Source organism: Agromyces mariniharenae (assembly GCF_008122505.1).
GTDB lineage: Bacteria > Actinomycetota > Actinomycetes > Actinomycetales > Microbacteriaceae > Agromyces > Agromyces mariniharenae.
Map to the genome: position 1 here is coordinate 1111072 of NZ_VSSB01000001.1, position 13332 is coordinate 1124403.

The following is a 13332-nucleotide window of genomic DNA, read 5'->3' on the forward strand; positions in this document are numbered from 1 at the left end:
GCCTACGCTGTGCGGGTGGCACCATCGAGCGTCCGCGTCGCCATCCAGCGCACGAGGATCCTCCCCCGGTGGGTCCGGCGGGCGGATGCCGCGGCCGGCCGCGCCGTGAACCGACGCCATGCGCATCCCGTCGCCGACCGGTTCTGGTCGCGGCTCACCGGCTTCGCCGACCGCGGCGTGCTCTGGTGGACGCTCGCCGGCGTGCTCGCGGTGACCCGTCGACGTCGCGCGGCCGCGCGCGGCCTGCTGTCGCTGCTCGCGGCGAGCGCGCTCACGAACCTCATCGCCAAGGAGGTGTTCGGCGGCGACCGGCCGCTGCTCGCCGACGTGCCGATCGCGCGTCGCCTGCCGAAGCCGCCGATCACGCCGTCGTTCCCGTCGGGACACTCGGCGAGCGCGGCCGCCTTCGCGGCCGGCGTCGCGATCGAGAAGCCGGCCATCGGCGCGGCGATCGCGCCCGTCGCGCTCGGCGTCGGGTACTCGCGCCTGCACACGGGCGCGCACTGGCTGTCGGACGTCGTCGGCGGGCTCGCCCTCGGCGCGGGCGTGGCGGGCCTCGGCGCGGCGGTCGTGCCGCGGCGCGGCGAGCCCGTGCCGCCCGCGCCGAGCGGCGTCGACCGTGCACTGCCCGCATCGCCCGACGGCGCCGGCGTGTTCCTCGTCGCGAACCGCTCGTCGGGCACCGCCGTCGTGCGTGCGGACCCCCTGCGGCTCATCGCCGACCGGCTCCCCGCCGCCCGAGTGCACGTGCTGGAGGACGGCGAGGATCCCGGCGCGGTCGTGCGCGCCGCGCTCCGGCACCGCCGCGGGCGGCCGCGCATCCTCGGGGTGTGCGGCGGCGACGGCACGGTCGCCGCGGTGGCGCACGAGGCCCGCGCTGCCGGGCTGCCGCTCCTCGTCGTCCCCGGCGGCACGTTCAACCACTTCGCGCGCACGGCCGGTGCGGCATCCGCCGAGCTGGCGGTCGGGGCGCTGCAACGGGGCGAGGGCGTGCGGGCGGATGTCGCGGAACTGTCGTTCGGCGACCGGCCGCCGGTCACCGTGCTGAACACCGCCTCGGTCGGCGTCTACCCCGACTTCGTGGCCGTACGCGAGCAGCTGCGCGACCGCTGGGGCAAGTGGCCCGCTGCGCTCATCGCGGCGACCCGCGTGCTGCGGCGCTCGGATCCCGTGGAGGTCGTCGTCGCTGGACGCCGTGCCCGCGTCTGGACGCTCTTCGTGGGCGTCGGCGCGAACGACCCGGGCACCGTCGCGCCCCTGCAGCGGCGCAGCCTCGACGGGGGCGTGCTCGACGTGCGGATCCTGCACGCCGGCTCCCGCGTGCGCGCCGCGGCCTCCCTGGCGTTCGGGCGCCGGGTGAGCAGCGTGCTGCGCGGGCTGCGGCTCCTCCCCAAGCGCATCGAGTCGTTCGCGACGGAGTCGCTCGATGTCGTGGTGCGCCCGCGCGGCGGCCAGCCGCCCGGGTTCGCGCACGACGGCGAGATCGCGCTCGAGGCGCCCGCCCGGGCGCAGGCGGCGTACCCGGGTCCGGGCTACCGCACACTCATCCGGATCGTGCCGCAGGCGCTCGACGTGTACCGGCCGTCGAGCGCACGGCCGACCGCGCCCGAGGCGGCGGGCGTATCGGCGATCGCGACGGACGCCTAGAGGCTGATGCCCACGAACACGGGCTCGGGGCGCAGCACGATGCCGAACTCGGCCTGCACCCGGTTCTGCACGAAGCGGGCGAGCTGCGCGACCTCCTCGGCCGTCGCGCCGCCGCGGTTCGTCAGCGCGAGCGTGTGCTTCGACGAGATCGCGGCGCGCGACCCGGGCAGGGCGAAGCCGCGGTGGATGCCGGAGTGCTCGATGAGCCACGCGGCCGAGAGCTTGACGAGCGGCTCGGGCGGCGCGGCATCCGCCTCGGGCTCGACGGCCTCGAGCGACGCCTGGTGCGCGAGGAACTGGTCGAGGGGCGATTCGTCGAGTCCCGACGTGATCGGGGTGACCTGGTCGGGCGCGTCCTCGCCGACGTACCAGCGGGGCGCGTCGCCCGGCAGCGTGCGCGCCGTGCGCTCGGTGACGATCGGGTTCGTGAAGAACGAGCCGGCGCTCACCGAGTCGGGGTCGTCGGGATCGAGCACCATGCCCTTCGAGGCGCGCAGGCGCAGCACGGCCTCGCGGACGCGGGCGACGGGCACGCGGTCGCCGAGGTTCACGTGCAGCGCGTCGGCGAGCTGGGCGTAGGCGATCGGCTGGCCCAGCGGCTCCCCGAGCACGGCCCGCTCGACGGTGGTGTCGTGCAGGTCGAACTCCGCCGAGACGACGATCCCGCGCAGGCCGCGCTTCAGCACCGACGTGCGGTAGCCGAGCTCGAGCTCGGCGGCCGTCATGCGGCGCGGCATGTCGGCGCCCTCGTCGAGGAACTCGATCGCGACGAGCGTCGACTCGAGCTCCTGCCCGTAGGCGCCGATGTTCTGCACGGGCGCGGCGCCGACCGAACCGGGGATGCCCGAGAGCGCCTCGAATCCGGAGTACCCCTCGTGGACCGCCCAGGCCACGACGTCGTCCCAGGTCTCGCCGGCCTGCACGCGGATCCGCACCGAGGCCACCCCGTCGGCGGCGGACGCGTCGCCGACCAGGCTCGAATCGGCCGAGTCGCCCCGGCCGAGCACCTCGATGCCCTTCGTGGCGATGCGGATCACGGTGCCGTCGAAGCCGTCGTCGCCGACGAGCAGGTTGGAGCCGCCGCCGAGCGCGAGCCACGGCACGCCGTGCTCCCACGCCTCGGCGGCGAGGTCGACGAGGTCGCGCTGCGTCGTCGCGGTGACGAGCCGGTGCGCCGGCCCGCCGACGCGCAGCGTGGTGAGCTCGGAGAACGGGATGTCGGGCGCCATCAGTCGAGCGAGACCCGCACCTGCGCCTTGCCGAGCACGGTCTCCTCGCCGACCTTCACGGTGAGGTCGATGCGGGCCACGCCCGCCTCGGCATCGAGCTGGCCGACCTTCGCGACGACCGACACGACGGCGCCGAGCTCGGGGTCCACCACGACCGGGCGGGTGAAGCGCACCTGGTAGTCGGCGATGCGGCCCGGGTCGCCGGCCCAGTCGACGACCGGCTGCACGGCGAAGCCCATCGTGAGCATGCCGTGCGCGAGCACGCCCGGCAGGCCGACGGCGCGCGCGACGTCGTCGCGGTAGTGGATCGGGTTGAAGTCGCCGGACGCGCCGGCGTAGCGCACGAGCGAGTCGCGCGTGAGCGGGAACGACTCCTCGGCGACGATGTCGCCGACGCGGAGGTCGGCGAGCGCGGGGGCGGCCATCAGTCCTCCTCCCCACGCACGACGAGTGCCGAGATCGTGGTCACGACGTGGGCGCCGGAGGCATCCGTGACCGCGGTCTCGGCCGTGACGATCGAGTGCCCGCCCAGCGTCTTGACGCTCGGCACGGTGAGCGTGGCCGTGAGCAGGTCGCCGGCGACGATCGGGCGGCTGAACGTGAAGCGCTGGTCGCCGTGCACGACCCGCGAGAAGTCGATGCCCGCGTCGGGCTCGGCGAGCAGCTGCGCGAGCGTGCGCTCCTGCACGACGACGGCGAACGTCGGCGGCGCGACGACGTCGTCGTAGCCGGCGGCCTTCGCGGCCTCGGGGTCGAGGTTGATCGGATCGGTCGCGAACACGGCGCGCGCGAACTCGCGCACCTTCTCGCGGCCGACCAGGTAGGGCTCGGTGGGCGGGAACGTGCGCCCCTGCAGCTCTGGGTTCACTGGCACCCCGACAGTCTATGCGGGCGCCTATCGCCGGTGGTCGAGTAGCGCGCGACGAAGGAGCACGCGTATCGAGACCGACACGAGGGTCTCGATACGCGTGCTTCGCTCGCTACTCGACCACCGAGGCTCAGCGCTTGCCGCCGCCCAGCAGGCCGCCGAGGAGGTCGCCGAGCCCGCCGCCCGAGCCGCCCGAGCCGCCGCCGCCGAGGAGGCCGCCGAGCAGGTCGCCCAGTCCCCCGCCCGAGCCGCCGGCGCCGCCGCTGCCGCCACCGAGCAGGCCGCCGAGGATGTCGCCGATCCCGCCACCGCCGCCGCCCGAGCCGCCGCCGTCGCCACCGGATGCCGCGGGCTCCTGCTTCTTCGTGAACTGCTTCGCGAGCCACGCCATCACGATCGGCGCGAGGATCGGCAGGAGCTTCCCGATGAGGTTGCCGCCGCCACCCTCCTTCGTGTCGAGCGCCGTCACCACCTGGTCGGTGTTGGTGCCGAAGACGTTCTTCACGATCTTGCGGCCGTCGTCCTCGTCGACGTCGGCGAGGTCCACGCCGCCCTCGACGAGTTTCGGGTCGTGGTGCACGACCGCACGCTCGAGCGACGCGGCGCCGGCCGGGTCGGTCGCGTTCGCGCCCATGCCCGCCAGCAGGGCGGGAAGCGCGTCGTCGACGGCCCTCCTCGCCGTGGCCTCGTCGACCCCGAGCTTCGCGGCGATGTCGCCCATCGGAAGGTCGGCGATGATGTCGTCGTATCCGGCCATCTGGAACCCCCGCTCTCGCGCCCGCCCTCGGACGCAACGGTCTCACCGTAGCCGGGCGGATGCCGCGCGCGGAAGGGAGCGGCCGCGGCGTCCCGGGTCAGTCGAGTTCGTAGCGGGCGAGCCGGAGGCGGAGCCCGTCGAGCAGCAGTTCGAGCCCCGACTCGAAGGCGCGGTCGCTACGAGCCGCGCCGCGGGGCCCGACGGCCACGAGCCGGCCGAGCGTCTCGGTCGGGGTCTCGGGCGCCCACACCTCGTCGGGCGACGCGAGGTCGAGGCCCATGCCGATCGAGAACGCGTCGATGATCGCGACGACGTCGAGCACGTCGTCCTCGGGGAATCCGGCCGCCGCGAGCGTCGTCGCCAAGTGGTCGTACGACGCGATGACGGTCGGGTCGGTGATCGTCTGCTCCACGATGAGCGGGATGAGGAACGGATGCTCCGCGTACATGCGGCGCTGGGCGCGCAGGCTCCCCTCGACCACCTCGTCCCACGTGCCGCCGACGAGCTGCGGAAGGTACCGCTCCCCGAGCCGTCCGCGCATGAGCTCCACGATCTCGTCGCGTCCGCGCACGTGGTTGTAGAGCGACGACGGCGTGACTCCGAGCCGTCGCGCGATCGCGTTGACGCCGAACGGCGCGCCCTCGTCGACGAGCTCCATCGCGGCATCCGCGATGCGATCGGTCGACAGCAGCGGGGTCCTCGGCCTCGGCATCGGCGCCTCCCTGGTCCACGTGCGTGTCACGTCAGCCTACGGGTCGTGAAATCGGCACTTCCCGAATCGGCCTCACGTATGCATAATAAACGAATACCATTCGTTTAACTCGCGCACACCGTCGTGCCGAACCCCGGAGGTCCCCCCGTGTCCCACTCCCTCCCATCCGCCAGGATCCCCCTGCGGCTGCCCAGCGCGGTCGCCACGTTCGGGATCGGCATCGCCGGCTACCTCGGCGTGAACCTCTCGCCGTACATGATCGCGGCCGTGCAGTCGGCCCTCGGCGCCGACGTGCTCACGGCGAGCTGGATCGTCACGGGCGCGCTGCTGCTCACCGCGGTGACCGGCCTCGCGACCGCGAAGCTCAGCGCCGGCCCTCGACGCCTGCTCGTCGCGCGCGTCGGACTCGTGCTCGCCGTGGTGGGCTTCGGCGCCGCCGCGCTCGTGCCGGCTCCCGCGGTCGTCGTGGCGGGCCTGCTCATCGGCGGCATCGGCGCCGGCGGCGCGGTCTCGTCGTCGGGCGCTGCGCTCGCGGCCTTCGTGAACCCCGACCGCGTCGCCGGGTTCAGCGGCCTCGCGAACCGCGCGATCGTCACGGTGATCCTCGCGCTCATCCCCCTCATGCCGCTCGTGCCGATCAGCGTGTTCGGCACGCTCGCCCTGTTCGCACTCGTCGTGCTGTTCGCCTCGGCCTGGCTGCCGACCGCCCCGGTCGTCGAGCACACCGCCGTGCCGGCCGCCCACGGTGCCGCCGCGGCATCCGATGCCGTCGCCCGCCGGCCGCGCCGTGCCGAGACGATCGCGGGCTTCGTGCTGCTCGTCACGTTCGCCCTGTGGGCCGCGAGCGAGGACTCGCTCTGGGCGATGGCCGGCGTCATGGGCGCCGACCAGGCCGCCCTCACGCCCGAGGGCCTCGGCATCGCGCTCAGCGGCGCGACCGCGGGCGGCATCGTCGGCGCGATCCTGCTCATGATCGTCGGCGACCGCCTCGGCCGTGCCGTGCCGCTCGCGATCCTGCTCGTGGCCGGCGGCCTGCTGAAGATCGCCGAGGGCTTCGTCACCGACCCGACCACGTTCATCGTCGTCTTCATCGCCTGGAACACCGTCTACGCGATCGCCTTCCTCTACTTCGTCGCCACCGCCGCCGCGCTCGACGCTGACGGCCGCTGGTCGGGGCCGCTGCTCGCGGTGTACCTCGTCGGCTCGGCCCTGACGCCCGTCATCGGCGCCGCGCTCGTCGAGGCGTTCGGCTACCACGGCTTCGTCACCGTGCTCGGCGTCGCGAGCTTCGCGCTGGCCGTGCCCGCGTTCCTCGTCGCGCGCATCTCGTCGCGGCTGCAGCGCACCGAGGAGCCCGCATCCGCCCAGGTCGAGGAGGTGGCCGCATGACCCGGGTGCTGCACCGCGGCGGCCGCGTGTTCACCGCCGACGAGCCCGCGTGGGCCGAGGCGATCGTCACCGAGGGCGGCCGCATCGCGTTCGTCGGCTCCGACGCCGAGGCGGCAGCCTTCGCCGGCACGGATGCCGCGACGGTCGACCTCGACGGCCGAGTCGTGGTCCCCGGCTTCATCGACGCGCACACGCACCTGGTGATGATGGGCGAGGCGCTCGGCAAGGTCGGACTGACCGACGCCCGCACCCTCGCCGAGATCCAGGGGCGGCTCCGCGCGGCCCGCGACGCCGATCCGGACGCCCCGCGGCTGCTCGGTCGCGGCTGGCTCTTCGACTCCGTGCCGGGCGGCGCGCCCACGGCCGCGATGCTCGACGAGGTCGTCGCCGACGTGCCCGTCTACCTCGACGCGAACGACTACCACTCGGTCTGGGTCAACTCGGCAGCGCTGCGCGAGCTCGGCATCGACCGCGACACCCCCGACCCCATCGGCGGCCGCATCGGCCGTGACGCCGACGGCGAGCCCGACGGCATGCTCTTCGAGACCGCCGCGCAGCAGCACGTGTGGACGCTGCTCGCTGACGTCGCGACCGACGCCGACCGCGACGCCGCCGTCGAGCGCACGATCGCGGCGTACCTCGCGACCGGCGTGACCGGCGTGGTCGACATGGCGTTCGACGAGCTCGGGCTCGCGGCGTTCGACCGGGCGGCGCAGCGGCGCGGCGGCATGCTGCCGATCCGGGTGCTGGCGCACTGGTTCATCGGGAACACGGGCGACGACGACGAGCACCTCGCGCAGGTGTCGCGCGCGATCGAGCTGGCGGGCGAGCACCGCCCGTGGCTGAAGATCGCCGGCATCAAGCTCGTGCTCGACGGCGTGATCGACGCGTGCACGGCCGCGATGCGGCATCCGTACGCCGACGGCTCGAACGCCGAGCCGATCTGGCCGCTCGAGCGCCTGCGCCCGGTCGTGGCGGCAGCGGATGCCGCGGGCCTCCAGGTCGCGCTGCACGCGATCGGCGACCTCGCGAGCGACGTCGCGCTCGACGCGCTCGAGCACGCGCACGCCGTGAACGGCGACCGGTCGCGGCGCCACCGGATCGAGCACCTCGAGTACACCGCGCCCGAGACGGCGGGACGCATGGCGGCGCTCGGCGTCACCGCGTCGATGCAGCCCGTGCACGCCGATCCCGCGATCTGGACGAACTGGGCCGCGATGCTCGGCGACGACCGCGCCGACCGCGGCTTCGCGTGGACCGAGTTCACCGAGGCCGGCGCCCTGCTCGCGTTCTCGACGGATGCCCCGACCGCTCCGCACGAGGCGCTGCCGAACCTCTACATCGCGGCGACGCGCCGGTCGGCGCTCGACGACTCGTTCCCCGCGAACCACCCCGAGTACGCGCTGCCGCTCGCCGACGCGCTCGCCCACGCCACCCGCGACGCCGCCGCGAGCTGCCTCGAGGAGCACGAGCGCGGCCGGATCGCGCCGGGGCTCGCCGCCGACTACGCGGTGCTCGACCGCGATCCGTTCGCCGAGGGCGCCGACGTGCTCCTCGAGGCGCGCGTCGTGCGCACGGTGGCGGCCGGCGCCACGGTCTACGAGGCCGAGCCCGACGAGGCGTCGCAGGAGGCATCCGCCGCCTGAGCGAAGGCGGGCACCGGGTATCCGTCGGGCGGACTCCTGAAACCGGCGGACTCCTGAAAACAAAGACGTTCGGTCGACGTGTCACAACGTCCTTGTTTTCAGGAGTTGCCGGGGCGGACCAAACCATCGTTCGCCGCGTCGATCCGTCGCGGAGCGATCGCGTCATAATTCAGGCTTGACTTATATAAGTCACACGTGAAGAATGTGTGATGTGCACGCGCTCGACATCCTCGGCGATCCGGTGCGGCGACGCATCGTCGAACTGCTGGCCGACGGCGAACTCGCCGCCGGCGAGGTCGGGCGCGCCGTGCAGCGCGAGTTCGGCATCTCGCAGCCCGCGGTCTCCCAGCATCTGAGGGTGCTGCGCGAGTCGGGGTTCGCGGCGGTGCGCTCCGAGGGCACGCGGCGCCTCTATGCGCTCGAGCCCGAGCCGATCGCCGAGGCCGCCGAGTGGTTCACGCCGTTCGAGCGGTTCTGGCGCCCGCGGCTCGACGCCCTCGGCACCGAGCTCGCGCGCTCGGCGCGTGCACGACGCATCGCCGCGTCCCCGGCGGCGGCACCTGAATCGCCGGCATCCGACACGAACGAGGAGACCTGAGATGGACATCGACTCCCAGCTCGACGCCGTGGACCGCGGCCTGACGACCGGTACGCGCGACGGCGCCGACACGTTCGTGCAGACGCTCGCCCAGACGTACCCCGCACCGATCGACGACGTGTGGGACGCCCTCACGTCGGCCGAGCGCATCCCGCGCTGGTTCCTGCCCGTGAGCGGCGACCTGCGGCTCGGCGGCCGCTACCAGCTCGAGGGCAACGCCGGCGGCACGGTCGAATCGTGCGACGCGCCGAACTCGTACGGCGTCACCTGGGAGTACGGCGGCGGCGTCACGTGGGTCACCGTGCGCCTCACCGAGGTCCAGCCGGGACGCACTCGCGTCGAGCTCCAGCACGTCGCGCCGTCGGCCGACCTCGGCGCCGAGATGTGGGAGCAGTTCGGCCCGTCGGCCACGGGCATCGGCTGGGACCAGACGCTGCTCGGCCTCGCGCAGCACCTCACGACCGGGGAGGTGCGGCCCGACAACGCGCAAGAGTGGCTCGTCTCCGACGAGGGCATCGGCTTCATGCGCGGCAGCGCCGACCGATGGTCGGCCGCGCACGTCGCGTTCGGCGCCGAGCCCGAGGTCGCTCGCACCGCGGCCGACACCACGTTCGCGGCGTACACGGGCGCGGCTCCCGCGTCGATGGACTGAGCCCCCTCAGAGCAGGCGGCGGGCGGTCGCCCAGGCGGTGAGCTCGTGCCGCGACGAGAGCTGCAGCTTGCGCAGCACGCTCGACACGTGCGACTCGACGGTCTTCGCCGAGATGAACAGCGTCGCGGCGACCTCCTTGTAGGCGTATCCGCGCGCGATGAGCCGCATGACCTCCTGCTCGCGCGTCGAGAGCCGGTCGAGCTCGTCGTCGGCCGCGGCGGTCTCCCCCACGGCCGCCCCGAACGCGTCGAGCACGAACCCCGCGAGGCGCGGCGAGAACACCGCGTCGCCGCCGGCGACGGCCTGCACCGCACTGCTCACCTCGGCGCCCGACGCCCCCTTGGTGATGTAGCCGCGGGCGCCCGCACGGATGACGCCGACGACGTCCTCGGCCTTGTCGGACACGCTCAGGGCGAGGAACCGAGTCGACGGCACCTCGGAGGCCACGCGCCGCAGCACCTCGGCACCGCCCGAGATCGCGGCGTCCGAGCCGCCGGGCAGGTGCACGTCGAGAAGCACCACGTCGGGCCGCGTCTCGGCGATCACGGCGACCGCCGACGGGACGTCCGCCGCCTCCCCGACGACCTCGATCGAGCGGTCGAGGTCGGCACGCAGGCCCGACCGGAAGATGGAATGGTCGTCGACCACGACCACGGTGAGCGTGTCAGCCATGCTCCGACCTCGTCTCGAATCGCAGGTGCACCTCGGTGCCCTCGCCGCTCGCGCCGGGTCGCACGGTGGCGCTGCCGCCGGCGCGGCGCATCCGCCCGACGATCGACTCGCGCACGCCGAGGCGGCCCGGCGCGACCTTCGACGGGTCGAACCCGGGTCCGCGGTCGCGCACGTAGACGTCGACGGCGTCGGTCGAGCCCTCGAGGTAGACCGACACCTCACCGCCCGCGTGCCGGGCGGCGTTGAGCATGGCCTCGCGCGCGGCCGCCGCCAGCTCGCCGCTCGCCCGCTCGTCCGACATCCCGACGGCGACGACGTCGATCCGCACCGGGTAGTCGAGCTCGAGCGCGGCCGCGAAGTCGCGCAGGTCGGTCGCGAGGTCGCTGTCGGCCGGGGCGTCGCCCTCGTACAGCCAGCTGCGCAGCTCGCGCTCCTGGGCGCGCGCGAGCCGTCCGGCCTCGCTCGACGCACCTGCCCGATTCTGGATCAGCGCGAGCGTCTGCAGCACCGAGTCGTGCAGGTGCGCGGCCATCGCGCTGCGCTGCTCGTCGCGGATGCGCCGCACCCGCTCGCCCTCGAGATCGCGCCAGAGCTTGACGAGCGCGGGGAGGTACACCAACCCGATGCCGAGCAGCGCGCCGAACGCGGCCAGCACCGCGACGACCGGCCACGCTCGCGCGGCGGGCCCCAGCACCAGCACGACCGCCAGCAACGCGAGCGCCGCGGTGAGCGCCGCACGCACCCCGACCTCGAGGCGCCTCCCGCGCGCGGGATCCGGCCGGTCGATGAAGCTCACCCAAGCCCCAGCACCCGCGGCGAGCAGCACCGCCAGGACCGCGGGAACGAGCCAGTCGGGCGCGCCGCCGTCGACGCGGCCGTCGTCGAGGATCGCGAGCAGGATGGCGAGGACCGCGGCGCCGAGCGCGCCGGCCGTCGCCAGGATCGCCACGGGCGCGCGACGCTCGACGCGGTCGTCGGGACCCGACGCCTCCGCCCACGGCGCGAACGCCCACAGCCACGCGTAGAGCAGCGCCCCCGCGCCGGCGAGGAGCGCCGTCGCGACGAACGCGATGCGCACCACCCGGACGGGCCATCCGAGGTGGTCGGCGAGCCCGCCCGCGACGCCCGCGACGAGGCAGTCGCGTCGGCGCGCGAGCGCGGGGTCCGCCGATGCCGTGCTCATGCTCCGATCCAAGCAGACCAGCGGATGCCCCGACACGGCCGTGCCCGGAAATCAGGGTCGCGTCAGGGAGATGCCGGATGGCCCGACGAGCGCCGACGCGGGACGATCGACCCATGACCTCCACGACGACCCCGCCGCCGGCGGGCGACCCTGGCGGCGCCACTGGCGCCCCCGGTGCCACCGGGACCACCGGCGCCACCGCCCCGCCGCCCTCCGACGATCGCTTCTTCGCCTGGCTCCGCTCGCTCGGCGTGCCGCGGCGGCCCGGGTGGATCGGGGGCGTCGCCGCCGGCATCGCGGCCAGGCTCGGCATCGACCCGATCATCGTGCGGGGCATCCTCGTCGTCGTCGCGCTGTTCCTCCCGGTGGCGTTCCTGGCCTACGGGGCCGCCTGGCTCCTGCTGCCCGACACGACCGGCCGGATCCACCTCGAATCGATGCTGCGGGGCGTGTTCGACAGCGCACTCGTCGGCGTCGCGGCGTTCGCGCTCGTCGGCCTGTTGGGCCTCGGCGGGCCGTGGTGGTTCGGCGGCTGGGACTGGGACGCCGACGGATGGGGCGGCCCGTTCCGCTGGCTCGGCGTGGTGTGGCTGCTGCTCGTGCTCGCCGGCGTGGTCACGCTCATCGTCTGGCTCGCACGGCGCGCCTCGCCCGCGGCATCCGTGCCGCAACCGGATGCCCCGACCACCACGCCGCCCGCGGCGACCATCCCGCTGTCGAGCGCCGCACCGACCACCGAGCCCGTCCCCCCTCCGCCGCCGGCGACCGCGCATCACGGCAGCGACGAGTACGCCGCGTGGAAGGTGCAGCAGGACGCCTGGCGTGCGGAGCACGACGCGTGGCGACGCAGCCAGGACGAGGCGAACCGCGCGGCGCGCGCACAGCTCGCCGCCGAGAACCGCGCCCGCGCGCTCGAGTTCCAGGCGCAGGCCGAGGAGGCCCGGCGCATCCGGCGGCTCACCCGCCCGCGCACGAGCTTCGCCTACGTGGTCGCCACGCTGGGGGCGGCCCTGGTCGCCGGCGCGATCGCCTCGCTGGTCGCGCTCGGGTCGGCCGACCACGCACCGCAGTCCGTGACCATCGGCCTCGCAGTCGGGACGATCGTGACCGCGCTCGCGATGGTGCTCGCCGGTTCGCTCCGGCGACGCAGCGGCTTCCTCGCGTTCGTGACTGTCACGCTGCTGCTCGCGACGTTCGTCACGGCCGTCGTGCCGCGGGACCCGCGGCTCGTGCTCGGCGGCGTCGCCGAGTCGGCGAGCACGACGAGCGTCGTGCAGCCGATCGGCGCGGTCAGCCTCACGGTGGACGAGCAGGTCGCCGACGAGGCCGCGCCGGTCGAGTGGCGGCTCGTCCAGGGCGTCGGCTCGGTGTCGATCGACGTCCGCGACGGGGCGCGGATCGCGCTGGCGGTCGAGTGCGCCGACTGCACGGTCACGCACGCCCGCTTCGACGCGGACGGCGATTGGTCGCTCGTCGACGAGGTCGACCTGGGGCCGGGCCGATCGGTCGGCGGATGGAGCGACGAGATCGGACCGGGCCTGCAGGCCGGGGAGGTCGACGTCGAGATCCACATCCAGGCGATCGCCACCGCGATCCACGTGACCGAGTTCGAGCCCGAGGGGAACCGACCATGACCGACGACACGACGAAGGCGCTCGGATTCGACGCGACGCTGCAGCCGCCCGAGGCATCCGTCGCACCCCGCACACCCGCACCGGAGGAGCTCCGGCCGCGCATCCGATGGGCGGGGATCGTCTGGGGCCTGGTCTTCGCCGGGCTCGCCGCGACGCTGCTGTGGATCGTGCTGGAACCGGCCCGCATGGAGCTCGTCGCGGACTGGTGGGCGACGCTCACACCCGGCGGCCTGATCCTCACCGTCCTGCTCGTGCTCGGCGGCCTGCTGCTCGTCGCGGGGCTCTCGAGCCTCGGCCGGCGGTCGGATCGCGGGGCCTGATCGCTCGCGGCATCCGTTCGCCCGC

Annotated in this window: 14 protein-coding genes; 7 read left to right on the top strand and 7 right to left on the bottom strand. The window is 74.3% G+C overall.

The genetic code is table 11. The features are described from left to right. Positions 1–15 precede the first annotated feature (15 nt). Complete coding sequence (locus FYC51_RS05125; RefSeq protein WP_238476223.1) at positions 16–1647, top strand: bifunctional phosphatase PAP2/diacylglycerol kinase family protein; 1632 nt, start codon at positions 16–18, stop codon at positions 1645–1647. Here FYC51_RS05125 and FYC51_RS05130 read toward each other — a convergent pair. From FYC51_RS05130 to FYC51_RS05150, 5 genes are all read right to left on the bottom strand, one after another. Further along, positions 1644–2876: a UDP-N-acetylmuramate dehydrogenase gene (locus FYC51_RS05130; RefSeq protein ID WP_148732557.1), complete on the bottom strand. Its 1233-nt coding sequence runs from the start codon at positions 2874–2876 to the stop codon at positions 1644–1646. The two genes, FYC51_RS05125 and FYC51_RS05130, sit on opposite strands and share 4 nt — an antisense overlap. After that, positions 2876–3301 carry a MaoC family dehydratase gene (locus FYC51_RS05135; RefSeq protein WP_148732558.1) on the bottom strand — a complete coding sequence of 142 codons (426 nt, stop codon included), beginning with the start codon at positions 3299–3301 and terminating at the stop codon, positions 2876–2878. Before FYC51_RS05135 ends, FYC51_RS05130 begins: the two co-directional genes overlap by 1 nt. Then, positions 3301–3750 (bottom strand): MaoC family dehydratase N-terminal domain-containing protein, encoded by a 450-nt coding sequence (locus FYC51_RS05140; protein ID WP_148732559.1) that lies wholly within the window; start codon positions 3748–3750, stop codon positions 3301–3303. The genes FYC51_RS05135 and FYC51_RS05140 overlap by 1 nt, the downstream gene beginning before the upstream one ends. 124 nt (positions 3751–3874) lie before the next feature. Next, complete coding sequence (locus tag FYC51_RS05145) at positions 3875–4501, bottom strand: DUF937 domain-containing protein (protein ID WP_148732560.1); 627 nt, start codon at positions 4499–4501, stop codon at positions 3875–3877. Positions 4502–4598: 97 nt separating this feature from the next. Continuing rightward, a complete protein-coding gene (locus tag FYC51_RS05150; protein WP_148732561.1) occupies positions 4599–5213 on the bottom strand; it encodes a TetR/AcrR family transcriptional regulator in 615 nt (204 codons plus the stop codon). Between the two features lie 147 nt (positions 5214–5360). On the opposite strand from FYC51_RS05150, the gene FYC51_RS05155 reads away from it, so the two are divergent. The 4 genes from FYC51_RS05155 to FYC51_RS05170 all read left to right on the top strand — a co-directional run bounded on the left by FYC51_RS05155 (position 5361) and on the right by FYC51_RS05170 (position 9498). Then, positions 5361–6602, top strand: a complete 1242-nt coding sequence (locus FYC51_RS05155) for an MFS transporter (protein ID WP_148732562.1) — start codon at positions 5361–5363, stop codon at positions 6600–6602. After that, complete coding sequence (locus FYC51_RS05160) at positions 6599–8248, top strand: amidohydrolase (protein ID WP_148732563.1); 1650 nt, start codon at positions 6599–6601, stop codon at positions 8246–8248. The genes FYC51_RS05155 and FYC51_RS05160 overlap by 4 nt, the downstream gene beginning before the upstream one ends. 211 nt (positions 8249–8459) lie before the next feature. Further along, positions 8460–8846, top strand: a complete 387-nt coding sequence (locus FYC51_RS05165; protein WP_148732564.1) for an ArsR/SmtB family transcription factor — start codon at positions 8460–8462, stop codon at positions 8844–8846. A 1-nt stretch (position 8847) separates the two neighbouring features. Then, complete coding sequence (locus FYC51_RS05170; RefSeq protein WP_148732565.1) at positions 8848–9498, top strand: SRPBCC family protein; 651 nt, start codon at positions 8848–8850, stop codon at positions 9496–9498. Positions 9499–9504: 6 nt separating this feature from the next. Here FYC51_RS05170 and FYC51_RS05175 read toward each other — a convergent pair whose 3' ends face one another. Next, positions 9505–10170, bottom strand: coding sequence for a LuxR C-terminal-related transcriptional regulator (locus tag FYC51_RS05175; protein WP_148732566.1), 666 nt, complete (start codon positions 10168–10170; stop codon positions 9505–9507). Beyond that, complete coding sequence (locus FYC51_RS05180) at positions 10163–11353, bottom strand: ATP-binding protein (protein ID WP_148732568.1); 1191 nt, start codon at positions 11351–11353, stop codon at positions 10163–10165. The genes FYC51_RS05175 and FYC51_RS05180 overlap by 8 nt, the downstream gene beginning before the upstream one ends. A gap of 113 nt (positions 11354–11466) precedes the next feature. Between FYC51_RS05180 and FYC51_RS19410 the strand changes: the two genes are divergently transcribed. Next, a complete protein-coding gene (locus FYC51_RS19410; protein WP_222863203.1) occupies positions 11467–12987 on the top strand; it encodes a PspC domain-containing protein in 1521 nt (506 codons plus the stop codon). Continuing rightward, positions 12984–13307, top strand: coding sequence for a hypothetical protein (locus FYC51_RS05190; protein WP_148732569.1), 324 nt, complete (start codon positions 12984–12986; stop codon positions 13305–13307). The genes FYC51_RS19410 and FYC51_RS05190 overlap by 4 nt, the downstream gene beginning before the upstream one ends. Positions 13308–13332: the final 25 nt, after the last annotated feature.

What these genes read in the sequence shown, in the direction of transcription:
- FYC51_RS05130 (WP_148732557.1), bottom strand. Translation starts at nt 2,876, where the DNA reads ATGGCGCCCGACATCCCGTTCTCCGAGCTCACCACGCTGCGCGTCGGC.
- FYC51_RS05135 (WP_148732558.1), bottom strand. Translation starts at nt 3,301, where the DNA reads ATGGCCGCCCCCGCGCTCGCCGACCTCCGCGTCGGCGACATCGTCGCC.
- FYC51_RS05145 (WP_148732560.1), bottom strand. Translation starts at nt 4,501, where the DNA reads ATGGCCGGATACGACGACATCATCGCCGACCTTCCGATGGGCGACATC.
- FYC51_RS05150 (WP_148732561.1), bottom strand. Translation starts at nt 5,213, where the DNA reads ATGCCGAGGCCGAGGACCCCGCTGCTGTCGACCGATCGCATCGCGGAT.
- FYC51_RS05160 (WP_148732563.1), top strand. Translation starts at nt 6,599, where the DNA reads ATGACCCGGGTGCTGCACCGCGGCGGCCGCGTGTTCACCGCCGACGAG.
- FYC51_RS05170 (WP_148732565.1), top strand. Translation starts at nt 8,848, where the DNA reads ATGGACATCGACTCCCAGCTCGACGCCGTGGACCGCGGCCTGACGACC.
- FYC51_RS05175 (WP_148732566.1), bottom strand. Translation starts at nt 10,170, where the DNA reads ATGGCTGACACGCTCACCGTGGTCGTGGTCGACGACCATTCCATCTTC.
- FYC51_RS05180 (WP_148732568.1), bottom strand. Translation starts at nt 11,353, where the DNA reads ATGAGCACGGCATCGGCGGACCCCGCGCTCGCGCGCCGACGCGACTGC.
- FYC51_RS19410 (WP_222863203.1), top strand. Translation starts at nt 11,467, where the DNA reads ATGACCTCCACGACGACCCCGCCGCCGGCGGGCGACCCTGGCGGCGCC.
- FYC51_RS05190 (WP_148732569.1), top strand. Translation starts at nt 12,984, where the DNA reads ATGACCGACGACACGACGAAGGCGCTCGGATTCGACGCGACGCTGCAG.